We start from the raw sequence: 24,045 nt of genomic DNA, 5'->3' as shown, positions 1-24,045 counted from the left end.
CCCGAGCCGGATTCACCCACCACGCCCAGGGTCTCGCCCTTGTTGATGTGGAAGGTCACCCCGTCCACACTCTTGACCACCCCGTCGTCGGTGTTGAAATACGTCTTCAGGCCGTTCACGGCCAGCAGCACATCCGCATGTTTGGTGGCGTGGTCGGTCATTCTTCCTCCATTGTTCGCACGCCACGCATCATACATGGACTGCACACAATTCTCTGCATGTCACGGTCCTCCATTACTGCCGCTTGCGCGGGTCAAAAGCGTCGCGCAGACCGTCGCCCAGAAGCTGGAAGCAGCCCACCGTAAATACGATGAAGAAGCCGGGAATCAGCACCCAGGGCCGCGAGTTCAGGCTGGACAGCCCACCTTCCTGCGCCTGCGCCAGCAGACTGCCCCAGCTCACGTAGGGTTCCACTGCGCCGATGCCCAGGAAGCTCAGGCCGGATTCCAGCAGAATAAAGACGGGAATAGCGAGTGACACGGTGACAATCACGTAAGTGGTCATGGTGGGCAGCATGTGCCGCCACATCACGCGGTTGTCGCTGGCCCCCAGCGCGCGAGCCGCCGAGACGAAATCCTGCTCGCGCACGCTCAGCAGTTGCCCGCGCGTTACGCGCGCCAGTCCGCCCCAGCCGATGAACGCCAGGATGCCCAGAATGATGTACAGCACCAAAATAGGGTTGATGTTCTGTGGAAAGACGGACCGCAGCAAAATCAGCAGAAAGAGGGTGGGGATGGCCGAAATCACCTCGACCAGACGCATGATCAAGGTATCGGTGATGCCTCCAAAGAAGGCGGCCAGCGCGCCCATGAACAGGCCAATAAACGTGCTGAGCAAGACCGCCACCACCCCGATGGTCAGGCTGATCTGTGAAGCGTACAGAGTGCGGGTCAGTAGATCACGGCCCAGCGCCTCGCCGCCGATCAGGAAAACATTGCACCCCACCTGATCGTTCCCGGTGCCGTACAGATGAAGGTTGCCGGGAATGAAGCCCAGAATCTTGTACGACGCCCCGCGCACGCCGAAGTAGATGGGACACTGCTCCGTCGTCGGCTTGTACTCGTTGACGAAGGTGTCCATGTTGAGCTGCTGGGAGTATTTGAAGACGTATGGACGAGTCAGTGCGCCTGTCTGTGGATCACGAATGTGAACCGGTGTGGGCGGCTGGAAGCGAGTGATGTCCGTCGTGGAATAGCTGGACAGACCGTCTGGAGCAAGAAAGGGAGCAAAGATGGCCATCAGGTAAATCAGGATCAGTCCCACAGCACCAGTCTGGGCTAGACGATTCTTGCGAAACTGCCCCCAGGCGACGGAGAACTGGGACTGCCCCTGCGGGCGGGGCTTTGCGTTTTGTTGAGGCGCAGCAGTAGTCATTTCACCTCACCCGACCTTGATGCGTGGGTCAACCACAGCCAGGAGAATGTCTGAGAGGGCGTTGCCGATGATCAGCAAGATGGTGGAAATGACCGTAAAGCCTGCGATCAGGTACAGGTCTGAGGCTTGAATGGCCGTGAGCAGCATGGGGGTGATCCCAGGATAGTTGTACACCACTTCTACAAAGCCTGCGCCGCTGATGGCGCCGGGCAACAGGCCGCCGATCCCCGCGACAATCGGCAGGATGGCGTTGCGGAAGGTGTGTTTCCAGATGGCGGTGCGCTCGCTGACGCCTTTGGCCCGCGCCGTGCGGATGTAATCAGAGCGCATCACTTCCAGCATCAGGCCCCGAATGACACGGGTCAGACCCGCCGCGTCGGTGACCGCCAGGACGATTGCCGGGATGAGCAGATGCCGCAGGACATCCCAAAACTGGCCAATCGCAGAAAGTTGCTCATAGCCGTTGCTGGTCATCCCTCCCAATGGAATGTCCCAGCCCGTCGCATTGCGAATCTGAAGGATGAAGTAAATTACGATCAGAAACAAGAAAAAGCTAGGAAAACCTAGCAAGAAGTACAGCACCACGTTGATGGCCTTGTCACCAAAGCTGTTCTGGCGCACCGCGCCGTACACGCCGACAGGAATGGCGATGGCGTAGAAGAACACCAGATTCAGAAGAACCAGATAGACCGAGTTAACGATGCGGGGCCAGATCACAGGCAGGACCGGCTGGGTGTACTGGAAAGACGTGCCGAAGTCGCCGTGCAGCATGTTCCACATCCAGTAGAAGTACTGAATATAGGCTGGTTTGTCCAGCCCAAAGCCGACGCTCAGATTTCTGAGCTGCTCTTCGCTGATACCAGGATTGAGCTTGGCGGGCGTCAGGAAGTCACCGGGGGCCAGCGAGATCACGAAAAAGATCAACACGCTGGCCAGCAGCAGCGTGGGGATGGCCTGAAAAAAGCGCCGGACTAAAAATGGGATCATGCCTCTCTCCGTTGGCTCTGGATGGTTTTTTCAATGGAAGGGGGGTAGTCCGCCCATAGCAGACCACCCCCTGAAACGAACGTGGCTGGATTACTTGATGAAGGTCAGGCCGATGTCACGCGAACCGTAGTAGGCGTCCATCAGGTTATCCGGGTACTGACCGCCCACGCGGGTGTTGTAGGTCACGTGGTAGTTGGTGCCCACCAGGTAGATCACAGGCTGCAGCTCGCCCTCATTCTTCATCAGCTGTGCGCCGATGGCCAGACGCTTGGCGGTGTTCAGCTCGGCGTCGCCCTGGTAGTACTCCTTGGTCATCAGCTGTTCCTGACTGGTCAGGCACTTGCCGTCGGTCGGGTTGTTGTAGCTGTGCAGGTTGGTCCCGCAGGGCACCACGTTCACGCCGAAGGGCCAAATGTTGGTGCCGCCCGACAGACCCAGCAGGATCGCGTCGAAGGGACGGTTCTCGCCCTTGGCGGTCAGCTGACCCACCAGGGTGTTGAAGTCGATGGGGGTGAAGTTGACCTTGACGCCCACTTTCTTGGCCTCATCGCGGAAGATCTGGCCCAACTGCTCACGCACGGTGTTGCCCGCGTTGGTCGACAGGTTGAACTCCAGCACCTTGCCCTTGCTGTCCACCAGGTAGCCGTCGGCGTTCTTCTTCTTGTAGCCGATCTGCGCCAGCAGCTTGCTGGCCTGCGCCAGATCGTACTTGTACTCGGGCGCACCAGCCTTCAGGCCCGCGTCCGTCTGGTCCTTGAAGATGGGGTAGACGCTGAAGTACACCTCGCTGCCCAGGCCGCCCAGCGCCAGCTTGATCATGGCGTCACGGTTGGCGATATGGCTCATGGCGCGGCGGAAGCGCACGTCGCGGAACAGCGCCTGCTTGGCGGGGTCACCGGACTTGTTCCAGTTGAAGGTGATCCAGGAGGAGGTGGCCTGCGGGCTGACGTTGGCCTTCAGGAACGCCTTGAGGTTGCCAGCGTCGATCGCCTTCTTGATCTGCGCCAGATCGTCGGCCTTGCTGGCCCCAAAGTTGTCGAGCTGCCCGGCCAGGTACGCCGCCAGACCAGCGTTCAAGTCAGGCACGATGCGGTAGGAGTAGGTGTTCAGGTAAGGAATTGCGTTGCCTTTGCTGTCCTTGTTCCAGTCGCCGTAGAACTTGTTGGCCTTCAGCACGGCGCGCTCGCCGGCCTTGTAGCTGTCCAGCACCCACATGCCCGCCGAAACGATCTCGCTGGGTTTGGTCCCCAGGCCCCACATCTTCTTGACGGCTTCCGCGCCGCCGGCCTTGTACGCCTTGCCGAAGACGTGATCCGGCCAGGGAGCGAAGCTCATGATGCTCAGGGCGGTGGAGCTCTGGGTGGGGAAGTCGAACTGCAGGGTCATGTCGTTAATTTTCTTGATCGTGACCGGCTTGTCGTTGATGAAGAAGGTGTCGTAGCTGTTGCTGCCCACCTTGTCGTCGGTGTGGATCTTCCAGGTGGTGATCCAGTCGTCGGCGGTGATCGGCTGGCCATCGCTGAACTTCATTCCAGGACGGATCTTGACCACGAAACGCTTGTTGTTGTTGCTGACCACGGCGGGGCCGTCTGCCATCTTGGGGATGAACTCGTTGGTCCGGGGATCCTGGGTGAACAGGGTCGCCGAGGTGTCCGCCATCCTGCCAGGGATGCTGGTGGCCTCGGCACTGGTGAAGGGGTTGAAGGTCTTAAAGTCCGACAGCGTGTAGTCGCGGTACTCGCCGCCGCGCTTGTTCGCGGTGTTCTGCTCGGCGGTCCAGGCAGCGGGGTAGACGAAGGGAGCAGCCATCGAGGTGGTTGCGGCCATGGCCAGGGCCAGGAACAGTGCTTTCTTCATGTGAATCCTCCAATAGGATGATCAGGCAACAACTTCCGAGCTGAAGTTCTGGAAATGCGAACGTTCCGGCAGTAGCCGGGCGCTTGCCTAGTTGTCGTGGGGTTTCCAGCGCGGTCAATATATGAAGTGGCCTAGTCCAGGTCAAGCACCAAATCACCTTTCCTTGATCCTGACCCAATTCAACGCTCATCACTTTACACACGTAAGGCTCTCAGGCAAGAATTTTCCACGAAAAGCCCAGAAGCCGCTCTCGCGAGGTGCTTCTGGGTCTGGGGGGGCGATAATCAGCGAGAAACGATGCCGATCAGCAACGCCAACAGCATGAAAAAGCCGCCCAGGACGCTGGTAATACGGACCAAGCCACCTTCGACACCACGGCCGCCCAGCAGAGACCCGCCGGAAGCCATGCTGGCCGAGAGGCCCGCCTGACGCGGCACCTGCAGCAGAATGAAGAAGACCAGCGCCACACAGATCAGCGCGAACAGCACGAGAAACAGGTTCAGAATCATGGGTTACCTCTGGTGTAGATACCGACCGGGTGGCGTGAATTCACGTCAACTTCCGCTCTTTTCCCAGCCGGGCAGCCGGGCAGCCATCAGCATACACCAGTGCCTTCTCTCCTGATTGGGTCACACAGGGTGGGCACAGGTTGTTTGGGCTGTCGTAGAACGCGTCCCCTGTCCTGAACAGTTGCCCCGATTGAACAGCTCCAGCTTCTCCGAAAGGCACCCTTTGTTACCGAGCAGCACCACTCGTGTACCCAGAGTCCCAGCCACCCGACGATCACATCAATCTCGCCAGCGTGTGAGACAAGGGCCAACGAATTACCACAATCTTCACTCTCAGGCTCTTTACCCGGCTCTTAACCTAAGGTGATCTATGGACAATGTGATCAGGCGTTTGACGCGGCTGACAGCGCTGGGAGCCGCCTTGATTCTGACCTCTGCGCTGTCGGCGAGCGTGACTGGGCGCGTGGTGGATGCGGCGGGCCAACCTGTCCGGAGCGCCACCGTGATCGCCGACAACACGCTGTTCTACAACACCAACGTGATCGGCTACACCGACGCCAACGGCAAGTACAAGCTGGATATCAGCAAGCCCATAGGCACCTGGAACGTCACGGCGACGGTGAACCTGAAGTACGGCGACTACACGGTGGGCATTGACCTGATCCCCGAGAACCCCAAGCTGCTGGCCGGCACCGAGGGCGGCGTCCGCAATTTCACTTTTAAGCCGAAACCCGTGACCAGCGCCGATCCTTACGGCAGCCTGGGCCACGTGATCGTGACGCCCTCCATCGACACCTCCGACATCGACGAGACCAAGATCGAGCTGACCCTGACCCCGGTGGGCAAGCTGGCCGACGGCAGCGCAGGCCGCGTCATCCAGGGCCGTCCACGGCGGACGGGGGATGGGGCGCTGCTGGCCAACGTGATGTGGGGGACGTACCGGGTCACGGCCACCTATGAAGGCCAGCCTCTCCAGATCAGTCGCAGACCGCGCCCTGACCACAACGAGGATTATGCGTGGGGCCGCAGCTACACCGGTCCCTTCGTGGAGGGATTTTATAAGACCCAGCCGACGCTGTTTCTGGAAGTCCGGCGGTAATTTCAGTCGCTCTGGCCGGGGCCACCCCGAGCACCCGCCTTCATGTTCGTAAGCCGCCTGAAGCTGACTGCGCGGCAATGTGTACTGTGGAGGCATCATGATGCGCACCCAGATGGTTCTGATCCTGTCCGGTGGTCTGGCCCTCGCCAGCGGGACACACGCACAAGTGTTCACGCTGCCCGTACAGCCCGGCACCCTGAGCAACCCAGGGCTGCTGAAGGGCAACCCCGATCTGGGCCTGCCCGCCCTGAACGCGGCCCAGCGCTCGGCCCTCACGCGGCAGGGCTTCGTGATCGCGCCCGCAGGGTGGCGGCAGTTCGACGCGGTGTACGAGGCCACCCGCTACGCCGAGCAGCCCGTCTTCGTGACCACCGACGCGGTGCTGCACATCTACCACCTCGTCTTCGACAAATTGCTGCGCGATCTGGAGCGTGAAACACTGGCCCCGGCGGCACGGCAGCTCACGGCGCGGCTGGTGGCGGGCGCACAGAAACAGGTGAAGGCGCTGGGCGGAACCCCGCTGGAGGCCGACGCTCGCCGGGCGCTGGCGTACCTGGCCGTCGCGCAGAAACTGGCGGACCCGGCGGCCTCAGTCCCGCCAGAAGTGGCGCAGGTGGTGGCAGCGGAACTGAAACTGATCGAGGCCCACGCGGGCACTGCCCCGTCGCCCATCTTCGTGGCCTCGGGCCTGCTGGAGGACTACTCGCAGTACGTGCCGCGCGGCCACTACACCCGGTCCGAAACGCTGAAGCGCTCCTTCCGCACGCTGACGTGGCTGGGCCGCATCAACCTGCGGGTGCAGAAAGCCGACGAGACGCGCACGGCGGCCCTGATCACGCACCTGCTGACCGGGGACGCGCAGGCGCAGGCGCTGTGGGCGCGGCTGTACGATCCCACCGCCCTGCTGATCGGCGCGAGCGACGACCTCAATTACCGGCAATACGCGCAGACACTTCAGACGGTGACGGGCGGGAATATCCGTCGGCTGGGCGACGCCGCCACGGTGAAGGCGTTCCAGGCCGCCCTGGCCAAGCTGCCGCCGCCGCGCGTCAACAGCGTCTTCGTGGTGGCGAAACCCGGCGAGGGCGTGGACGTGCGCGGGCGCGAGACGCTGGGCTTCCGGCTGATGGGTCAGCGCTTCACCCTGGACGGCGCGGCGCTGCAACAGCTGGTCTACCGCGAGGTGGGCACCGAACAGAAGCCGCGCACCCTTCCGCGCGGCCTGGACCTGCTGGCCGCGATGGGCAGCGACGCGGCCCTGAACGAGTTGAAGAAGCTGGGGGACGCGGGCTACGCGAATTACGGCACGCAGATGCAAAAGGTCCGGGGCCAGTTCGCCGCGCTGCGCCCCGCCGACTGGAACGCCAACGTCTACAGCGGCTGGCTGTACGTCTTGCAGGCGCTGGCCAAACCCGAGGCACGCGACAGCCGCTACCCGGCCTTTATGCGCACGCCCGCGTGGACCCGCAAGGAGATGCTCACGGCGCTGGGCTCGTGGACCGAGCTGCGGCACGACACGTTGCTGTACGCCAAGCAGGTGATGGCCGAGATGGGCGCCGGTGAGGAACCCGAACATCCACGCGGGTACGTGGAGCCGAATGCGGCGGTCTGGACCCGCCTGCTGGCGCTGGAGGCCCTGACCCGCCGCGTGCTGACCGAGCAGAATATTCTCTCCGAGCGCAGCGCCAACAACCTGGAGAGCCTGCGCGACATGCTGGACTTCCTGAAAGCGGCCACGGCCAGGCAACTGGCCGGACAGCCCCTGAGCCGGGACAGCTACGACCGCATCCACTTCTTCGGCGGCTGGCTGGAGCAGCTCAAGCTCGCCAGCACCGATCCCGAGGGAGAGGACGGCGGCGGCACCCCCACCTTCGACGAGCCGCCCTACGCAGGCGTGGTGGCCGACGTGGCGACGGCGACGGACCGCGCGCTGGAGGAAGCCACCGGCACCATTCACGAGCTGTACGCCGTCGTGCCGGACGGACGCGGAGGGCAGCAGATCGCGCGCGGCGGCGTGTACTCGCAGTACGAGTTCACGGTGCCCGTTTCTGGGCGCCTGACCGACGAGGCGTGGCGGGCGCGGCTGAAGGCCGGCACCCTGCCGCCCATGCACCCGTGGCTGGACGGCATCGTGGTGCGGTGAGGGCAGGGGGAAGGGCGCTGCTGGCCGCCCTGGGTCTGCTGGGCCTGACTTCTGGCGGGCAGCAACACCAGCTGCCCCTGACCTTCGCCCTGGTGGGCGACGTGAGCGTGGCGCGGGGGGTGGCGCAGGTCAACGCGGCAGACTGGGGGGCCACGCTCGCCGCTCTGCGTGAAGCGCTGAGGGCCGACGCCACCTTCGGCAATCTGGAGTCGCCACTGACCACCGCGCCGCACACGGGCGGCGGGCTGGACCTGCGGGCACCTCCCGCCGGAGCGGCGGCCCTGTTCGCCTTCACCCACCTGGGCGTGGAGAACAACCACGCGCACGACGGCGGCGCGGCGGGACAGCGTCAGTCGCGCCGGGTGCTGCGGGAGCATGGACTGACCCCGGTCACCCGCGCCCTGAGCATCACGGAGGTGGGCGGCGTGCCCGTTGCGTGGGCCGCGTTCTTCGACGACGGCCGCACACCGCCGCCCCTGTCCGCCATCCGGGAGGGGGCACGGCAGGCCCAGCTGGTGGTGGTGGGGGTGCACTGGGGCGTGGAATACGGCCCGGTCACGGCGCGGCAGCGGCACCTGGCCCGCGAGCTGGCCTCGGCGGGGGCGGACCTGATCGTGGGCAGCGGGCCGCACGTCCTGCAGGGCCACGATCGGCTGGGCCAGACCCTGGTGCTGTACAGCCTGGGCAACCTGCTGCTGGACCAGCCCTACCCGGACACGCGGGTGGGGGCGGTGGTGCGGGCCACGCGCGTGGCCCAGGGACCGCACGGGGCACAGGGCTGGAGCGCCTGCGCGGTGCCTACCCGTTACCGCGCGGGCCGCGTCTCCTCGGCCAACGCTCAGGAACGGCCCCGCATCCTCAGTCGGCTGGGGTTGCCCGCGTGCGGCTAACAGCGCTGCTGGCGGCCCTTCTGCTGACCGGGCCGGTGCAGGCAGGCGGCGACGCGGGCGGTTGGCAGGCGCTGCGGGCAGACGGCAGCCTCGCCCCTGCCGGGGCGCTGCGCCCGCCCCCACCCTGCCCACCGCTGAAGCTGCCCGCAAGCTGGGACGTGCGCTCGCAGGCCTACGCCGATGTGACCGGCGACGGCAGCCCCGAATGCGTGCTGGCCGTCTGGCGTCCCTGGAGCGACTGGCCGATCACGCGCTGGTCCCCCACCGCGTCGCCCATCACCGCCAACCGGGACGCGCTGGGTGACAGCGCCCACATCGCGGTGCTCAAGCCGGGGCCACGCGGCACCTACCACAACGTCTGGGTGGGCAGCGCGCTGTTCCGCCCGGTCCTGGTCCTGAGTGTGCTGCCCGGTGGCCGACTGGTGGCCCTGGAAGGCCGCTACGCCAGCGGACGCGGCGCCGCATCCGTGGCCCTCAGCGAGTGGAGCTGGACCGGCTTCGGCTTCCGGCTGGAGCGCCGCGCGCCCCTGACAGCCCGGCAGCTCAGCGTGGACGCCGCCGGTCAACCTGCCGTGCGCTGAAGGGCCGTGCGCTGAAAGGCATAGGTCAGGTTAATCGGTGGGCCATCGGTTCCACTGGCCGCGCGCCTCCCGCCAGCCTCACTCAGAAGGGGATGATCGGGTTCTGCTTCCACTGCCCCTGGCTCAGCGTGAACGGGCCGAAGTTCTTGGGTCCCAGCGGGCCGAAGTCGGCGGTGAAGTTGCCGTCCAGCCGGTACGTCACCTGCTGCCCGCGCGCCACCTTCAGGAACGAGGCGGCGGTGGACAGCGTGACCGGAATGGACACGTCGGCCTGCTGGTCCGCCGAGCCGCGTGCCGGAACGTTCACGCGGGGAAATTCCGCCTGGCCCACCTGCGCGCCGTCGATCACCAGCGTGGCCTCGATGTTGCTCATCTTCAGGGGCACGGCGTTGGGGTTGGTCACGCGCAACCCCAGTTTCAGGTCCGCCACGGGCGCGCCGCCCAGCCCGCCCGGCAGCGACAGGCGGGTCAGACGAACGCTCTGGACTTCCAGGGTGGGCACCTGCAGCACCTGGGACGCGGGCGCGCAGGCGCTCAGGCCACAGGCGACAAGGACAGCGGGCAACAGGAGACGCATGGCCCCACCCTACCCGGCCCGCACCTGAAAAGGCTGATGAAGATGCCGCGCGCTCCGGCGCTGCTACCCTGCGCCCATGAAGAGAGTGCGCCCATGACGAGAGGATGGATGGCGCTGGCCCTGGCGCTGGCAGGAACGGCGGGCGCAACCGCCCTGGACTTCGGCGTGTCCTATCACGGCGGCCCGCAAGGCGGGGGCTGGGCACGGGTGGGCGTCTCGGACTTTCCGGCGCTGGGCGGGCGCGTGTCGGCGGGCCTGTCCACCCGCGCCGCCACGGTGGGCTACGCGCGCAGTCTGGCCCTGCCGCCGCTGGGCGTGGTGACGGCCCGCGCGGACGTGGCGGCGGCCTTTGCGGGGGGCATGCAGGCGTCGGCGCGGCTGGGCAGCAGCGTGGGGCCGGTGGCGCTGAATCTGGCGGCCAGCGGTTTCAGCGCCCCGGCGACGCGCATTGACCCCCTGAGTCTGTGGACATTCGACGCCACCGACACACGTGAGCGCGGCTTTAATGCCCAGCTCAGCGCCCGCTACCGCGTCAACCGGAACCTGATCGCCGTGGTAGGCGGCGAGTTCGGCGGGCAGAACATGGGCACCGTCGGCGTGGAGGGCCGCCGCGAGCTGACCCGCCTCCTGCCGCCTGACGAGGGCGCGCAGCCCGGCGACGAGCCGGAAACCGAAACTGTCGGCACGCTGACGTGGCGGGCCGGGGTGCGCGCGGGGCAGGACGTGCTGGGCGTAACCGGGGGCGTGTCCTATGCCGCCGAATCGGGCCTGAACCTGGGGTTGGACGCGCTGGTGGGGCCCAAGACCTTCGGAATCACCGGCAGCGTGGACGCGGGCGAGTTGCTCGGCCCCGGCAGCAGCGTGCGCCTGTACGCGGCCTACGAGCCGTGGCGCACCGCCAGCACGCCGCTGCGCGCCGGAATCGCAGCCACCCGGCCCCTGGGCAGCGGCGAGGTGGGCCTGAACGTCAGTGGTGGGCGCACGCCGGACGGTCAGACCGGCTACGGGGCGCGGCTCACCTACCGCCTGCCGCTGGGAGAAGATTCAACGCCCTGAACCCGGCCACAGCGTGATCCAGACTCCGATTGAAAGGTTGACGCGTCAACCCGAAATCCGAGCAGACTTGTAAAGCTGCGAAGCAGAGCGAGAAGGAGAAAAACGGATTTCAGACATGGAGTGGAGGGATCCGCGCTGTCCCGATTCCTTCACGGAATAAACGGAATCCGTATGAATCCCCCGTCAGCCGCCGCGCCCCCTTCTCATGAGGACGGGCGCGATACTTTCTGGCATGAGGACACCTCTCAAACTGACTTCCCTTCTCGCCCTCTGCGGCGTGTTGCTGATCCCTTCCGCCAGTGCCCAGACCGTTCAGGACATCATCTCTAAAGTAGACGCTGCCCAGAAGGCCGCCAAGGACATCTCATTCCGCCTGAGCGGCAGCGCCTCGCTGGAGTCCAGCCCGCAGAAGATCGATTTCACGGTCAAGAGCATTCCCGCGCAGAACGTGGCCCGCCTGCAGTTCAACGCCCCCGACGCGCTGGCCGACAACATCGTGGTGGCCGACAAGAATGAGATTCGCCAGTACCTGTTCCTGACCAATCAGGTCACCGTGACCTCCACCAAAAAGGCCGCCGACAGCGCGGGCTTCGGCGGGCTGGATTTCACGCAGCTCAGCAACACGGCTTCGCTGCTCTCGCAGTACAACGTGAAACTGCTGTCCACCACGGGCGCGGCCGGGAAACGCCTGTTCCAGCTGGAGGCCACCCCCAAGAACGGCAACTCCACCGACAAGACGCGCGTCTTTATCACCGAGGCGGGTTGGCGCCCCACCCGCGTCCAGATCGTAAGCAGCGCGGGCAAGTCGCTGGCCGATCTGAACGTCAGCAACTACAAGATCAACTCCGGCCTCAGCGTGGCCGGGCTCAAGCAGTTGCCCAAGGACGCGGAGATCGTCCGGCAATAGGGAGAGATCACCCGTCGGGCCACAGGGGCTGAACCAGGAGAAGGGGCACGCGAGAGCGGCCTCTTCTTTTTGTGTGCCCGCCTCCCATGTCCCCTCCCCACCGGCAACTTTCCGTGCGCTGGCCGCGTATGACTGAGCATGACCAACTCTGATCCAGGCTCCTCCCCCTTCCGCGCCAATCCCGTCAACAATCCCACCGGGAATGGCCCGCCCCCCCCTCCGCCCGCCCGCTTCTCGCCCCGGCTGGGCTGGACTATCGGCGGGGTGGTGGTGGCCGGGCTGATCGTGGCCCAGAGCGTCACCGTGATTCCGGCGGGCTACGTGGGCGTGGTGTTCAGCTCGTTTACCGGGGTCAAGCCCAACCCCCTGCAGGAGGGCCTGCATTTCGTGATGCCCTTCGTCGATCACGTGACCACCTACGACGCCCGCCTGCAGGAGGTCACGCTGTCCCAGACTGCGGCGCAGGGTGATGAGGGTTCCATCAGTGCCCGCAGCAAGGAAGGGCTGGACATCACGGCGGAGGTGACGGTGCAGTTCCGGATTGACCGCGCCAAGGCGGCCATTCTCCACAAGGAACTGGGGCGCAACTACATCAACACCGCTCTGCGCCCGCAGGTCCGCGCCAAGGTGCGCGACGCCATCGGGCAGTTCGGGGCCGCCGACCTGATCAGCAATCAGCGGGCACAGCTGGAAGGCACCATTACCACCGAGCTGAACAAGTCCTTCTCGCGCAACAACCTGATCCTGGACGCCATCCTGCTGCGGGAGCTGAAGATCCCCGAAAGCGTGGCCAAGGCCATCGAGGAAAAGCAGACCGCCGAGCAGCAGGTGGCCGTGGAACGCAACCGCCTGCAACAGGCCGAGATCAGCGCCCAGCGCGACGTGGTCAAGGCCGAGGGCGAGGCCAAAGCCGCCATCGCCACCGCCCGCGGGCAGGCCGAAGCGCTGTCGCTGCGCGGCAAGTCCCTCAAGGAAAACCCGCAGCTGATCCAGCTCACGGTGGCCGAGCGCCTGGCCCCCGGCATCCAGACCATCATGCTGCCCAGCGACGGCAACTTCCTGCTGGACCTGAAGTCGCTGGGCGTGCAGACCCAGCCCAAGGCGGCCCCGACCCCGTCCGGCAACTGAGCCGGGATAACCACGCAGACGGCGGCCCGCCTCCGGGGAAGACCCACCCGTTCCAGTGCGGCAGCCGGGAGCGCTAGACTTCCCTGGATGAGCCGAACGACATTTCAGGTGTCCACCCGCAGGAGGTTCGCCCCATGATGCTTGTCCTGATTCTGCTGGTGATTTTCGGCGGCATCACGGCCATCGTTTACGTGGACAACCTGGGCAAGACGGCCAGGAAGGCCATGACCTTCCAGCAGGACGAGGGCCCGCCGCTGCCCGCCGCTGCCGCCCCTTCCGCGCTGCCGCGCCCGCAGGCCGATGCCCCGGAGTCGCTGGCCCTGCGGCTGCCCGAGCCGGCCCGCACCCAGGCGTGGGCGCTGCTGTGCCTGGTGACCGACGCCCACAGGGCGGGGGTGAACGGCGACACCCGCACCGCCTACCTGATTGCCCAGACCATAGGGGCGTATCTGCCCGACACCCTGCGCGCGTACCTGAACCTGACGGACGGCGCGCGGCGCACCCTGGAAAGCCAGGGCCAGCCGCCCGAAACCCTGCTGACCGAGCAACTGGGCCTGCTGGAAGACGGCGTGCGCGAGGCGCTGCGCCACGACCATGCCACGGCCGACCGGCTGCTCAGTCAGGGCCGCTTCCTGCGCGAACGCTTCGGCGCGGCAGAATCGGAACTGCGCCTGAAGCCGGAACTGCGCAAGGGCTGAAGCGCGCCCTACCTGCACAGCGAAAGCCCCCGCTCCTGAACGGACGCGGGGGCTTTCGCTGTGGACTCGGGCGCTGTGGACTCGGGGGCCTATTTGCGCATGCTGGGGTTCAGCACCTTCTTGCGCAGGCGGATGTTGTGGGGGGTCAGCTCCACCAGTTCGTCGCTGCCGATGTACTCCAGCGCGTCTTCCAGGCTCAGGCGACGCGGCGGGGTCAGGGTCAGGGCGTCGTCGGCGCCCGACGAGCGCACGTTGGTCAGCTTCTTGTTCTTGCAGACGTTGACGTTCATGTCCTGCTCGCGGGCGTTTTCACCCACGATCATGCCCACGTACACTTCGGCGCCCGCGTCGATGAAGAACGAGCCGCGGTCCTGCAGCTTCCAGATCGAGTACGCGAAGGCCGGGCCGTCTTCCATGCTGACCAGCGAGCCGTTCTGGCGGATCTTGATGTCCCCGGCCCACGGCGCATAGCCGTCGAAGACGTGGCTCATGATGCCCTCGCCCTGGGTCATGGACAGGAACTGGTTGCGGAAGCCGAACAGAGCGCGGGACGGAATCTTGAACTCCACCCGGCTGCGGGTGCCCTGCGGCTCCATGTTGACCATCTGGCCCTTGCGGCCGCCCAACACGCCGATCACGCTGCTGGCGTGCTGCTCAGGGACGTCGATTACCAGATGCTCGACCGGCTCGTGCTTCACGCCGTCGATCTCGCGGATGATCACCTGGGGGCTGCCGACCTGAACCTCGTAGCCCTCGCGGCGCATGGTTTCCAGCAGGATCGACAGGTGCAGCTCGCCGCGTCCGGACACGATGAACTCGTCGGGCCGCACCTCGTCCACCTTCAGGGACACGTTGGTCATGACCTCGCGCTTCAGGCGGTCATTCAGGTGGCGGCTGGTGACGTACTTGCCGTCCTTGCCCGCAAAGGGGCTGGTGTTCGGCTGGAAGGTCATGCTGACGGTGGGCTCGTCCACGGTGATGATCGGCAACGCCTCGGGGTCCGCCAGATCGGCCACGGTTTCGCCAATCTGCGCGTCCTCGATGCCGGCCAGCGCCACGATGTCGCCCGCGCTGACCTCATCGGCCTCGATGCGGCGCAGGCCCATGTGGGTAAACGGCTGCACCACGCGGCTCTTGGTCATGGTGCCGTCCTTGTGCATCAGCTGCACAAACTCACCCTTCTTGACCGTGCCGCGCTGCACCCGGCCCAGCACGATGCGGCCCAGGTACTCGGAGTAGTCCAGGTTGGTCACCAGCATCTGGAAGGGGGCCTCCAGATCGGCGGGGGGGGCGGGAATGTGCTCCAGGACCATCTCGAACAGCTCGTGCATGTCGTCCTGCGGCTTGTCCAGATCCCGGAACGCCTTGCCTTCACGGGCAATCGCGTACAGGATCGGAAAGTCGAGCTGATCGTCGTTGGCGCCCAGTTCGGCCATCAGGTCGAAGGTCAGATTGACCACTTCCTCGGGGCGCGCGTCGATGCGGTCGATCTTGTTGATGACCACGATGGGCTTCAGGCCCAGTTCGATGGCCTTGCGCAGCACGAAGCGGGTCTGGGGCATCGGGCCTTCCGCCGCGTCCACCAGCACCAGGCAGCCGCTGACCATGCCCAGCACGCGCTCGACCTCGCCGCCGAAGTCCGCGTGGCCGGGGGTGTCCACGATGTTGATCTTGACGCCGCCGTACTCCACAGCCGTGTTCTTGGCGAGAATGGTGATGCCGCGCTCGCGTTCCAGGTCGTTGCTGTCCATGGCGCGTTCGGCCAGTTCCTCGCCATGACCGAGCTTCAGGGTCTGCTTGAGCAGGGCGTCCACCAGGGTGGTCTTGCCGTGGTCGACGTGCGCGATGATGGCGATATTCCGGTATTCCATATTTTTGCCTCTCTTCTGCCCGGCGCTGCCTGCCGGGAGACGCCCGACAATGGTGGAGGACAGTGTGTTGGTTGCGTGGTGCTGCCGATCCGCGCCACATGCCCGAGAAAAGCGCGCTGGGGAGCCAGGACCGACCTCAAAAAGCCCACCTCAACTCCTGGCACCGGCAGGCCGGTCACGAGTGGGCGGGACACCCAAACGGAGATTTTAACAGATTCGCGCCGGGTCCGTAGCGGGTGCCGCTCACGTTCCTCGATATGGGACACCAGACCCAGGAGCCGATCACCGGATTTCACTAATGTCTGAAATGTCATACACTTCAGGCATGACCGACACACCACCAGCTCCAGACCCTTTCGCGCCCACCGCCGCGAGCGAGCAGTTCATGGAGCGCGCCGGCCTGCTGTTCGAGATGGTGGGCATGCCGCGCGCGGCAGGGCGCGTGCTGGGGGCGCTGCTGGTAGCCCCGGCGGGCGGGCTGACCCCGGCGGAGCTGGCCGAACGCCTTCAGGCCAGCCGGGCGGGCATCAGCGGGGCGGTCAAGCACCTGACGCTGCTGGGGCTGGCCGAGCGGGCGCCCAATCCCGGCGAACGGGCTGACCGTTTCCGGGTGCGCCCCAACGCCTGGGCCACCCTGACCGAACAGGGCAACCGCAAGCTCCAGACCCTGCACGATCTGGCCGCCGACGGGCTGCAGGCGCTGCCGCCGGGAGCCGAGGCGGCCCCCCTGCGCGAGATGCAGCGCTTCTACGGTCACTGGCTGCGCCTGTTCCCCGCCGTGCTGGAGGACTGGCACCGGATCAACCAGGAGGACCGGATGAACCCGAAGGAGGAGTCATGAACGCCATCGAAACCACCGAGCTGAGCAAGCTGTATGCCCCTGGCGTGGGGCTGGCCCCGCTGAACCTGAGCGTGGCGGCGGGCGAGATCTTCGGCTTCATCGGGCCGAACGGGGCGGGCAAGACCACCGCGATCCGCACGCTGATGGGGTTTCTGCGCCCCACCGGAGGCCGCGGGCGCGTGCTGGGGCATGACGTGTGGAGCGAGCGCGTGGCGGTTCACCGGCGGGTGGGCTACCTGCCCGGTGAGGTCCAGCTGGGCCGGGACCACTCGGCCCGCGAGCTGATGGGCCGCAGTTGCCGGCTCCGGGGCGGGGCCAGCGCCGAGTACGGACTGGACGTGGCGCGGCGGCTGGAACTGCGGCTGGACGCCCGGCTGGGCACCCTGAGTAAGGGCAACCGCCAGAAAGTCGGCCTGACCCTGGCGCTGATGCACCGCCCCGAACTGCTGGTGCTGGACGAGCCCACCGACGGCCTGGACCCGCTGGTGCAGGACACCGTACTGGGACTGCTGCGCGAAGCCCAAGGCGAGGGCCGCACCGTCTTCCTGTCCAGTCACGTCCTGAGCGAGATCGAGCGCGTGGCCGGGCGGGTGGGCATCATCCGGCGCGGCGAACTGATTCGGGTGGAGGGCATCGAGGCCCTCAAGGCCAGTCTGCCGCAACAGGTGACGCTGCAGTTTGCCCGCCCCCCCAGCATTGACCTCACCGCCCTGAACGGCATGAGCGGAGGCGTGGCCGACGGGCTGAGCTTCCGGGGACAGTGGCGCGGCGGCCCCGACCCCTTGATCCGGGCACTGGCCGGAGAATCACTGACGGCCCTGAGCCTCACGCCGTCCACACTGGAGGACGCCTTTATGGACGAGTACCGCAGCGAACCGGCACACCTGGAGACCGCCCATGTGGCTTGAAGCGTGGAGGCAGGCGCTGCAGGACTCACGCCGCAGCCTGCTGTGGTGGGCGGTGGGCATCGCCGTGTACACCGCCGTGCTGCTGGCCTTCTTTCCCATGCTCAAGGGCAACGCGGCCCTGGGCGAGCTGATGCAGAGCCTACCCGAAGCGTTGCGGGCGCTGGCCGGTGACAACTTGGGCACCCCCGCCGGATACGTGGGCGGCAAGCTGCTGAGCCTGATGCCGGTCGTGCTGACCGTGTTCGCCGCGCTGCAGGGTTCGGCGCTGATCGCGGGCCAGGAGGAGCGCGGCTGGCTGGAGTTCCCGCTGGCCCAGCCGCTGCCGCGCGCCACGCTGCTGCTGGGGCGCGCAGTCGCCCTGCTGACCATGCTGCTGGTCCTGGGGGCCGCGCTGTTCCTGAGCATCCTGCTGGCCGGACAGGCGTTTCAGGCCCCGCTGCCGGCTGGACACCTGCTGACCACGGTGGCCCTGCACACGCTGGGCGCTTGGCTGTTCGGCGCCCTGGCCCTGGCCCTCGGCGCGGCGACAGGCCACCCCGGCCTGGCGGTCGGCGTCGGCGCCGGCCTGGGCGTCGGGCTGGTGGTGCTGCAGAGCGTCGCCTCCCAGGTGCCGCTCCTGAACGATCTGGCGTGGCTCAATCCCTGGAAATACGCGCTGAGTGACCTGCCGCTGGAACACGCGGTCAGCCCCACGCCCCTGCTGGTGTGCCTGCTGCTGGGCGCGGCGCTGATTGGGCTGGCCGCGCCCGCATTCGGGAACCGGGACGTGCGCGGCTGACCCCGATATTCAGAAGGGCCGGAGCGCAATAACGCGTCCGGCCCTTTGACTTGTATCTCTTGTCGACCTGTAACTCTTGAATCAGTCGCTGCTGATGACGATGCGTTCCTTGGTCAGCATGTCATCCTGCGCCTGTCCCGCTCCCTGAGGCATGCTCTGCTGGTTCTTCTTGGTCACGCCGGGATACTCGTAGCCCAGGTCCGGGGTATCGGCCTGTCCGCGCTTGCCGAGTGCCGTGCCACGGTCAATCGCCTGTTCGGTGGCGGTATCGAAGGCGTGCAGGCGAGTCTGGTCGAGCACCAGTTCGATGTCGTCGCCGGGTTGCACCAGCGCCTGACCTTCCACCTTAACCGTCACGTCCTGCCCGGCCACTTCCACGATCAGATCGGTCTGCGCGCCCAGCGGCTCGACGACCACCACTTTGCCGTGAATCACGTTGGTGCCCACGGGCGTCTCGGTCAGCCCGATCAGCCCGATATGTTCGGGACGGATGCCCATCAGGACTTCCTTGCCCTCGTAGGCTTTCAGGCTCTGCGCCAGCTTGCCCATCGCGGCCACAGGATCGTTGCCGACCATGAACTGACCGTTCTTCACGGTGCCCGAGATCAGGTTCATGCTGGGGCTGCCGATAAAGCCCGCCACGAACTTGTTCTGCGGGAAATCGTAGAGGTTCATGGGCGTGTCGACCTGCATGATCAGGCCGTCGCGCATCACCACGATGCGGTTGCCCAGCGTCATCGCTTCCACCTGATCGTGGGTCACGTAGACGATGGTGGCGCCCAGACGGCGGTGCAGCTGGTTGATCTGCGAGCGCATTTCCACGCGCAGCTTGGCGTCCAGGTTCGAGAGCGGCTCGTCCATCAGGAACACGGCGGGTTCGCGCACGATGGCGCGGCCCATCGCCACGCGCTGGCGCTGACCGCCCGACAGTTCCTTGGGCTTGCGCCCCAGCAGATGCTCGATCTGCAGGATCTTGGCGGCGTCCCGCACGCGGCGCTCGATCTCGTCCTTGGGGGTCTTGCGCAGCTTCAGGCCAAAGGCCATGTTCTCGTAGACGTTCATGTGCGGGTACAGCGCGTAGTTCTGGAACACCATCGCGATGTCGCGGTCCTTGGGCGGCACGTCGTTGACCACGCGGTCCCCGATCTTCAGGATGCCGTCGCTGATGTCTTCCAGGCCCGCGATCATGCGCAGGGTGGTGGACTTGCCGCAGCCGGACGGTCCCACGAAGACCATGAATTCACGGTCCTGAATGTGGAGGTTAAAGTCCTTCACCGCGTGCTGCTTGCTGCCGTACATCTTGTCGATGTGTTCCAGGATGACTTCTGCCATGAGTACGCCTACCTTTCGCCCCTACTCTTGTCCGTGAATGGGTCTGACACATGGGAAACGTGCCGATACGGTTCGGACAACCGGGGTACGAGAACGAGAAACCCGTTGCTTACACTGACGCCAGTCTGACGCTCACAGTGTAGCACCCTCCCCGGCAGCGTGAGGAGTGGTCTACACGCTGCCGGGGAGGGTCCGCAAGGTGGCGGGTAATTCGTCTCCCAGGAAAAGGCGCGGTCAGTACGCGAAACCGCTGCGCGTAACCATCAGCTTCAGCTCGTGACCGCTGGTGGCGGCCTCCATCGCCTCGTCCAGGGTGATCATGTTGTGGTGGTACAGCTGCGCGAGGTGCTGATCGAAGGTGTGCATGCCCCGGATGTCGTCCTCCATCAGGGCGTCTTTGATCAGCGGGGTCTTGTCCTCGTCCTTGATGTACTCCTGCACCAGCGGCGTGTTCAGCATGATCTCCAGCCCCAGCACCCGACCCACCCCGTCCGAGCGGCGCAGCAGGCGCTGACTGACGATGCCCACCAGCGTCTCGGCCAGTTGCAATCTGATCTGGTCGCGCTCGTAGGGAGCGAAGAAGTCGATGATGCGGTTCACGCTGCGAATGGCGTCTTGCGTGTGCAGCGTGCTGAGGACCAGATGCCCGGTCTGCGCGGCGCTCAGGGCGGCCTCCACCGTTTCCTTGTCGCGCATCTCGCCGATCATGATCACGTCGGGGTCCTGACGCATGGCGTATTTCAGGGCGGTGCGGAAATCGCGGGTGTCGCTGCCGATCTCGCGCTGCACGACGATGCTCTTCTTGTTCTTGTGCAGGATCTCGATGGGGTCTTCCACCGTGATGACGTTGTAGGCAAAGGTCCGGTTGATGTGGTCGATCAGGCTGGCCAGCGTGGTGGACTTGCCTGACCCGGTGGGGCCGGTCACCAGGATCAGGCCGCGCGGAGACTCGGCCAGGCGCTGCAGCACCCCGGCGGGCAGGCCCAGCGACTCGAAGCCGGGGATGGCGTCGGTGACCACCCGCATGACGATGCCCACCGAGCCGCGCTGCCGGAAGACGTTGCAGCGGAAGCGGCCCAGCCCGGAGACGCCGTAGGCCAGATCCATCTCGTTGCGGTAGGAAAAATCGTCCCACTGCTCCGGCGACATCAGCGACTGCGCCAGCAGCGCCGTGTCGGGGGGCATCAGGGCCTGCGCCCCGAACGGCAGCAGCTGCCCGTCCACCCGGCCCATCGGCGGGCTGCCCGCTTGCAGGTGAATGTCCGAGGCGCGGCGGCCCACCATCTCCTGCAGCAGCTCGTCGAGGGTCACGCGGGTTCCGCCCCCGGCTGCGTGGCGTTGGGCTGGGCGGAAACCAGCGGCATATTGTCGATCAGCCGAACGCCGAACATGCGGGCCGCCACCAGGACACGGGTCATGGAATCATTGTCCACAACTTCTCTTTCCTGCATGTCACGGCCCACGACACTCAGGTAGTCCAGCGTGACCTCGGGGTCTGCAGACAGCACGTCCAAACCAGCCTGACGCAGCCCGGCAGCGTCCCGCTCGCCACCCGCATAAGCCTCCTGCACCGCCGTCAGGGCGCGCGACAGCACGGCGGCCCGCGCCTGCTGCTCGGGGGTCAGGTAGCTGTTGCGGCTGCTGAGGGCCAGACCCGAGGGGGCGCGCACCGTGGGCAGGCCCACCACCTCCACGGGCACGTTCAGGTCCCGGACCATCTGGCGCAGCACCGCCAGTTGCTGCCAGTCCTTCTCGCCGAAAAACGCCACGTCCGGGCGCACCAGATTCAACAGCTTGAGCACCACCGTCGCCACGCCCACGAAATGGCCGGGACGCGAGGCACCGTCCAGACCCTCGCTGACGCCGGACACCACCACGCGGGTGTCGAAGGCCGGCGGGTACATGGTCTCGACGTCCGGCATGAACACCACGTCCACGCCAGCCTCACCCACCACGCCCAGGTCACGCTGCAGATCGCGGGGGTAGGCCGCCAGATCCTCGCTGGGACCGAATTGCAGCGGATTGACGAAAATGCTGACCACCAGCACGTCGCAGACCTCGCGGGCGCGGCGCATCAGGGTGGCGTGGCCGTCGTGCAGGTAGCCCATCGTCGGGACCAGACCAACCCGGCCCCGTCCACTCAGCGCCGAGCGCAGGGCCTCCGGGGAGCGGACCACCTGCGGACGCACCTGCGCGGCCACTTCAGCCACGTTTGCCGTCCAGGCCCAGCGCGCCCACCAGCGCGTCCAGCACCCAGGAGATGACCGTCAGGATCAGGGCGCCCACAATGGCCGCGCCGAAGCCCGTCGTGTCCAGGGCCGTGACCGCCGCCACCAGCAGCAGCACCACGCCGTTGACCACCAGCGTGAACAGCCCCAGCGTGAGCACCGTCAGCGGCAGCGACAGCAGCAGCAGCACCGGGCGGATCAGCGCGTTCACGATGCCCATCACCAGCGCGGCGATCAGGACGCTGCCCACCGCCGCGCCGCCCTCGAAGTAGACACCCGAATACACCTGCGTCAACAGGTACAGCGCCAGCGCGTTGACCAGTAGCCGGAGAATAAATCCCATACGGTCAGGATACGGGATGCCGGAATGTGACATCTCAGGAAGGCGGCTGACTCTACGTTGCAACGGTGAAACGGATCGTCTTTATGCTTGGCACTTCCCTGGTGGCCTGTGCCCCGGCTGTCACGTCGCCCATCGCCTCGCTGCCATTGAAAGCAGGTCAACTCTGGCAGTACACAGTCACCCCCGAAGGTCAGCCGACCATCACCGGCATCATTTCCGCGGGGACTGTGCAATTCACGACTCCCATCGATGCTCCGAAAAACGATTCCACCGCATTGATGACTGGTGAAATAAGCAGGGGAGCGACTCTACTCTATTTCCCCAAAAGCGGGACGATAAAATTATCGCTTTATTCAGAGCTGAATCAGGAGACTGGGAATTGCACATTCGTATTTACGGACAAACATCAGAGAGTGGTCGTCTCAGACTATTCTCCCGCCTCGAAAACGTCGCGCGTGATTGGGAAGTGTGAGCTTCGGCTGATCAGCTGAGCGTGACTTCAACTCACATCCCGAAACGCCCGTAGATATCATCGACATGGCGCAGATACCACGCCAGATCGAAGGCCTCGTCCAGTTCGGCGGCATTCAACGGGCATTCGGGATCGGCGGCCAGCAACTCGCGCAGGCCCTCGCCGGTTTCCCAGCTCTTTAATGCGTGACGCTGCACCAGATCGTAGGCCGTTTCGCGGGTCATGCCCTTCTCGTCAATCAAGGCGTGCAGCACGCGCTGGCTGAACACCAGACCGCCCAGATCGTTCATGTTTTTCAGCATCCGCTCCGGGAAGACCACCAGATCACGCAGCACCCCGGTCAGACGGCGGGCGGCGTAGCTGGCGGCGCTGGTGGCGTCGGGCAGAATGACGCGTTCGGCGCTGGAGTGGCTGATGTCGCGCTCGTGCCACAGGGCCACGTTTTCCAGCCCCGTGGTCAAGAAGCCGCGCAGCAAGCGGGCAAAGCCGGTCACGTTCTCGGTCAGGATCGGGTTTTTCTTGTGCGGCATGGAGCTGCTGCCGGTCTGCCCCTTGCCGAAGGGTTCCATCGCCTCACGGACCTCCGAGCGCTGCAGGTGGCGGATTTCCACGGCGATCTTTTCCAACGTGGTGCCGAGGATCGCCAGCGCGGCCAGCACCTCGGCGTGGCGGTCGCGGGCCAGGGTCTGGTTGGTGACGGGGGCTGCGTCCCAGCCCCAGGCACGGGCGACCTCCACTTCCACCTGTGGGGAGACGTGGGCGTAGGTGCCCACCGAGCCGGAAAGCATGACCACCTGAACGCGCCGACGGGCCGCCGTCAGGCGCTCCAGGTCGCGGTCCAGCGCGGCCATCCAGTTCAGGAACTTGAGGCCGAAGGTCATCGGCTCGGCGTGGATGCCGTGGGTGCGGCCCACCGTGGGCGTGTGCCGGTATTCCAGCGCCTGCATGCGGCAGACCTCGCGCAGCGCGCCCGCGTCGGCCAGAATCAGCGCCAGCGCCTCGTCCAGCAGCAGGTTCTGGGCGGTGTCCACCACGTCGGTGCTGGTCAGGCCGTGGTGGATAAAGCGGGCCTCGTCGCCGTAGCGCTCGCTCAGGGCGCGGGTAAAGGCCACGATGTCGTGACGGGTGACGGCCTCGATCTCGGCCACGCGGGCGGCGAAGGCCTCGTCGATGGGATCGGCCTCGGTCTGCTCCACCAGCGCCGTGTGCGCCTCACGCGGCACCTCGCCCTGAGTGGCCTGGGCGTCCATCGCGGCCAGTTCCACGCGCAGCCACGCGCGGTACTTGCTGGCCTCGGACCAGAGGGTCTTCATCTCGGGCGTCAGGTAACGTTCGATCACGCAGGGAGGCTAACACGGCCTCCATCGGGGCGACGGGACCCGTCTTGATGGCCCATCCAGAAGGCCAGCGGGGACCGACACGGACGCGGCGCCGGGTGGTCTGGACCGCGCCGATTTTCATGCTTC

At 65.8% G+C, this 24,045-nt stretch carries 23 protein-coding genes and 1 pseudogene; 12 read left to right on the top strand and 12 right to left on the bottom strand.

The annotated features are described in order from the left end of the window. From dppD to secG, 5 genes and pseudogenes are all read right to left on the bottom strand, one after another. A pseudogene (dppD, locus tag FHR04_RS21470) lies at positions 1–161 on the bottom strand (dipeptide ABC transporter ATP-binding protein DppD); the annotation flags it as partial. Between the two features lie 73 nt (positions 162–234). Next, positions 235–1,374: an ABC transporter permease gene (locus FHR04_RS18310; RefSeq protein ID WP_139404649.1), complete on the bottom strand. Its 1,140-nt coding sequence runs from the start codon at positions 1,372–1,374 to the stop codon at positions 235–237. A gap of 6 nt (positions 1,375–1,380) precedes the next feature. Further along, a complete protein-coding gene (locus tag FHR04_RS18305; protein ID WP_139404648.1) occupies positions 1,381–2,361 on the bottom strand; it encodes an ABC transporter permease in 981 nt (326 codons plus the stop codon). A 90-nt stretch (positions 2,362–2,451) separates the two neighbouring features. Further along, positions 2,452–4,218, bottom strand: coding sequence for an ABC transporter substrate-binding protein (locus FHR04_RS18300; RefSeq protein ID WP_139404647.1), 1,767 nt, complete (start codon positions 4,216–4,218; stop codon positions 2,452–2,454). A gap of 284 nt (positions 4,219–4,502) precedes the next feature. Beyond that, complete coding sequence (gene secG / locus FHR04_RS18295) at positions 4,503–4,727, bottom strand: preprotein translocase subunit SecG (protein ID WP_039683104.1); 225 nt, start codon at positions 4,725–4,727, stop codon at positions 4,503–4,505. A gap of 421 nt (positions 4,728–5,148) precedes the next feature. On the opposite strand from secG, the gene FHR04_RS18290 reads away from it, so the two are divergent. The 4 genes from FHR04_RS18290 to FHR04_RS18275 all read left to right on the top strand — a co-directional run bounded on the left by FHR04_RS18290 (position 5,149) and on the right by FHR04_RS18275 (position 9,440). Continuing rightward, on the top strand, positions 5,149–5,826 hold the full coding sequence (locus tag FHR04_RS18290) for a carboxypeptidase-like regulatory domain-containing protein (protein ID WP_170214015.1): 678 nt from the start codon (positions 5,149–5,151) through the stop codon (positions 5,824–5,826). 97 nt (positions 5,827–5,923) lie between these two features. Continuing rightward, positions 5,924–7,969 (top strand): DUF3160 domain-containing protein, encoded by a 2,046-nt coding sequence (locus FHR04_RS18285; RefSeq protein WP_249039210.1) that lies wholly within the window; start codon positions 5,924–5,926, stop codon positions 7,967–7,969. Next, complete coding sequence (locus FHR04_RS18280) at positions 7,966–8,859, top strand: CapA family protein (protein ID WP_249039209.1); 894 nt, start codon at positions 7,966–7,968, stop codon at positions 8,857–8,859. Before FHR04_RS18285 ends, FHR04_RS18280 begins: the two co-directional genes overlap by 4 nt. Beyond that, complete coding sequence (locus FHR04_RS18275) at positions 8,850–9,440, top strand: hypothetical protein (RefSeq protein WP_139404645.1); 591 nt, start codon at positions 8,850–8,852, stop codon at positions 9,438–9,440. Before FHR04_RS18280 ends, FHR04_RS18275 begins: the two co-directional genes overlap by 10 nt. An 82-nt stretch (positions 9,441–9,522) precedes the next feature. Here the strand turns inward: FHR04_RS18275 and FHR04_RS18270 are convergent, their stop codons facing one another. Further along, positions 9,523–10,017, bottom strand: coding sequence for an LEA/WHy family protein (locus FHR04_RS18270; protein ID WP_139404644.1), 495 nt, complete (start codon positions 10,015–10,017; stop codon positions 9,523–9,525). A 93-nt stretch (positions 10,018–10,110) separates the two neighbouring features. Here FHR04_RS18270 and FHR04_RS18265 point away from each other — a divergent pair, with 93 nt between their 5' ends. The 4 genes from FHR04_RS18265 (at position 10,111) to FHR04_RS18250 (ending at position 13,806) form a co-directional block, all read left to right on the top strand. Then, positions 10,111–11,073 (top strand): hypothetical protein, encoded by a 963-nt coding sequence (locus FHR04_RS18265; protein WP_139404643.1) that lies wholly within the window; start codon positions 10,111–10,113, stop codon positions 11,071–11,073. Positions 11,074–11,305: 232 nt separating this feature from the next. Continuing rightward, positions 11,306–11,980 carry an outer membrane lipoprotein carrier protein LolA gene (locus tag FHR04_RS18260; protein ID WP_249039208.1) on the top strand — a complete coding sequence of 225 codons (675 nt, stop codon included), beginning with the start codon at positions 11,306–11,308 and terminating at the stop codon, positions 11,978–11,980. Between the two features lie 138 nt (positions 11,981–12,118). Next, positions 12,119–13,108 carry a prohibitin family protein gene (locus FHR04_RS18255; protein WP_139404641.1) on the top strand — a complete coding sequence of 330 codons (990 nt, stop codon included), beginning with the start codon at positions 12,119–12,121 and terminating at the stop codon, positions 13,106–13,108. Between the two features lie 134 nt (positions 13,109–13,242). Beyond that, complete coding sequence (locus FHR04_RS18250; RefSeq protein WP_139404640.1) at positions 13,243–13,806, top strand: hypothetical protein; 564 nt, start codon at positions 13,243–13,245, stop codon at positions 13,804–13,806. Positions 13,807–13,895: 89 nt separating this feature from the next. Here the strand turns inward: FHR04_RS18250 and typA are convergent, their stop codons facing one another. Continuing rightward, a complete protein-coding gene (typA, locus tag FHR04_RS18245) occupies positions 13,896–15,677 on the bottom strand; it encodes a translational GTPase TypA (protein ID WP_039683088.1) in 1,782 nt (593 codons plus the stop codon). Positions 15,678–16,002: 325 nt separating this feature from the next. On the opposite strand from typA, the gene FHR04_RS18240 reads away from it, so the two are divergent. From FHR04_RS18240 to FHR04_RS18230, 3 genes are read left to right on the top strand one after another with little or no spacing between them, the layout of a single operon-like run. After that, complete coding sequence (locus tag FHR04_RS18240) at positions 16,003–16,518, top strand: GbsR/MarR family transcriptional regulator (protein WP_211344216.1); 516 nt, start codon at positions 16,003–16,005, stop codon at positions 16,516–16,518. Next, positions 16,515–17,426 carry an ABC transporter ATP-binding protein gene (locus FHR04_RS18235; RefSeq protein WP_139404639.1) on the top strand — a complete coding sequence of 304 codons (912 nt, stop codon included), beginning with the start codon at positions 16,515–16,517 and terminating at the stop codon, positions 17,424–17,426. Before FHR04_RS18240 ends, FHR04_RS18235 begins: the two co-directional genes overlap by 4 nt. Continuing rightward, positions 17,416–18,204, top strand: coding sequence for an ABC transporter permease subunit (locus FHR04_RS18230; protein WP_139404638.1), 789 nt, complete (start codon positions 17,416–17,418; stop codon positions 18,202–18,204). Before FHR04_RS18235 ends, FHR04_RS18230 begins: the two co-directional genes overlap by 11 nt. An 81-nt stretch (positions 18,205–18,285) precedes the next feature. On the opposite strand, the gene FHR04_RS18225 is transcribed toward FHR04_RS18230, so the two are convergent. The 4 genes from FHR04_RS18225 to FHR04_RS18210 form a co-directional block, all read right to left on the bottom strand. Continuing rightward, the gene (locus tag FHR04_RS18225) at positions 18,286–19,536 is read right to left on the bottom strand and encodes an ABC transporter ATP-binding protein (protein WP_081994945.1); all 1,251 of its coding nucleotides are present in this window, start codon (positions 19,534–19,536) and stop codon (positions 18,286–18,288) included. Between the two features lie 234 nt (positions 19,537–19,770). Beyond that, positions 19,771–20,847: a PilT/PilU family type 4a pilus ATPase gene (locus FHR04_RS18220; RefSeq protein WP_039683082.1), complete on the bottom strand. Its 1,077-nt coding sequence runs from the start codon at positions 20,845–20,847 to the stop codon at positions 19,771–19,773. After that, positions 20,844–21,737: a pantoate--beta-alanine ligase gene (panC, locus tag FHR04_RS18215; RefSeq protein WP_375782593.1), complete on the bottom strand. Its 894-nt coding sequence runs from the start codon at positions 21,735–21,737 to the stop codon at positions 20,844–20,846. The genes FHR04_RS18220 and panC overlap by 4 nt, the downstream gene beginning before the upstream one ends. Position 21,738: 1 nt before the next feature. Next, positions 21,739–22,107: a phage holin family protein gene (locus tag FHR04_RS18210; RefSeq protein ID WP_139404637.1), complete on the bottom strand. Its 369-nt coding sequence runs from the start codon at positions 22,105–22,107 to the stop codon at positions 21,739–21,741. Between the two features lie 65 nt (positions 22,108–22,172). Here FHR04_RS18210 and FHR04_RS18205 point away from each other — a divergent pair, with 65 nt between their 5' ends. Further along, on the top strand, positions 22,173–22,598 hold the full coding sequence (locus tag FHR04_RS18205; protein WP_139404636.1) for a hypothetical protein: 426 nt from the start codon (positions 22,173–22,175) through the stop codon (positions 22,596–22,598). Positions 22,599–22,611: 13 nt separating this feature from the next. Here FHR04_RS18205 and purB read toward each other — a convergent pair whose 3' ends face one another. Next, entirely contained in the window at positions 22,612–23,919 is a 1,308-nt protein-coding gene (gene purB, locus FHR04_RS18200; protein ID WP_139404635.1) for an adenylosuccinate lyase, read from the bottom strand. Positions 23,920–24,045: the final 126 nt, after the last annotated feature.

This window comes from Deinococcus radiopugnans ATCC 19172 (assembly GCF_006335125.1).
GTDB classification, from domain to species: Bacteria; Deinococcota; Deinococci; order Deinococcales; family Deinococcaceae; genus Deinococcus; species Deinococcus radiopugnans.
Note: the sequence above shows the minus strand (reverse complement) of the source record. Positions and strands in the feature narration are given on the sequence as shown.

Excerpts from the sequence above, each read along its gene's own strand:
- FHR04_RS18300 (WP_139404647.1), bottom strand. The coding sequence starts at position 4,218 with ATGAAGAAAGCACTGTTCCTGGCCCTGGCCATGGCCGCAACCACCTCG.
- typA (WP_039683088.1), bottom strand. The coding sequence starts at position 15,677 with ATGGAATACCGGAATATCGCCATCATCGCGCACGTCGACCACGGCAAG.
- FHR04_RS18270 (WP_139404644.1), bottom strand. The coding sequence starts at position 10,017 with ATGCGTCTCCTGTTGCCCGCTGTCCTTGTCGCCTGTGGCCTGAGCGCC.
- FHR04_RS18305 (WP_139404648.1), bottom strand. The coding sequence starts at position 2,361 with ATGATCCCATTTTTAGTCCGGCGCTTTTTTCAGGCCATCCCCACGCTG.
- FHR04_RS18250 (WP_139404640.1), top strand. The coding sequence starts at position 13,243 with ATGATGCTTGTCCTGATTCTGCTGGTGATTTTCGGCGGCATCACGGCC.
- FHR04_RS18310 (WP_139404649.1), bottom strand. The coding sequence starts at position 1,374 with ATGACTACTGCTGCGCCTCAACAAAACGCAAAGCCCCGCCCGCAGGGG.
- FHR04_RS18240 (WP_211344216.1), top strand. The coding sequence starts at position 16,003 with ATGACCGACACACCACCAGCTCCAGACCCTTTCGCGCCCACCGCCGCG.
- FHR04_RS18210 (WP_139404637.1), bottom strand. The coding sequence starts at position 22,107 with ATGGGATTTATTCTCCGGCTACTGGTCAACGCGCTGGCGCTGTACCTG.
- FHR04_RS18265 (WP_139404643.1), top strand. The coding sequence starts at position 10,111 with ATGACGAGAGGATGGATGGCGCTGGCCCTGGCGCTGGCAGGAACGGCG.
- FHR04_RS18235 (WP_139404639.1), top strand. The coding sequence starts at position 16,515 with ATGAACGCCATCGAAACCACCGAGCTGAGCAAGCTGTATGCCCCTGGC.
- FHR04_RS18285 (WP_249039210.1), top strand. The coding sequence starts at position 5,924 with ATGATGCGCACCCAGATGGTTCTGATCCTGTCCGGTGGTCTGGCCCTC.
- FHR04_RS18255 (WP_139404641.1), top strand. The coding sequence starts at position 12,119 with ATGACCAACTCTGATCCAGGCTCCTCCCCCTTCCGCGCCAATCCCGTC.
- FHR04_RS18230 (WP_139404638.1), top strand. The coding sequence starts at position 17,416 with ATGTGGCTTGAAGCGTGGAGGCAGGCGCTGCAGGACTCACGCCGCAGC.
- FHR04_RS18260 (WP_249039208.1), top strand. The coding sequence starts at position 11,306 with ATGAGGACACCTCTCAAACTGACTTCCCTTCTCGCCCTCTGCGGCGTG.
- FHR04_RS18225 (WP_081994945.1), bottom strand. The coding sequence starts at position 19,536 with ATGGCAGAAGTCATCCTGGAACACATCGACAAGATGTACGGCAGCAAG.
- secG (WP_039683104.1), bottom strand. The coding sequence starts at position 4,727 with ATGATTCTGAACCTGTTTCTCGTGCTGTTCGCGCTGATCTGTGTGGCG.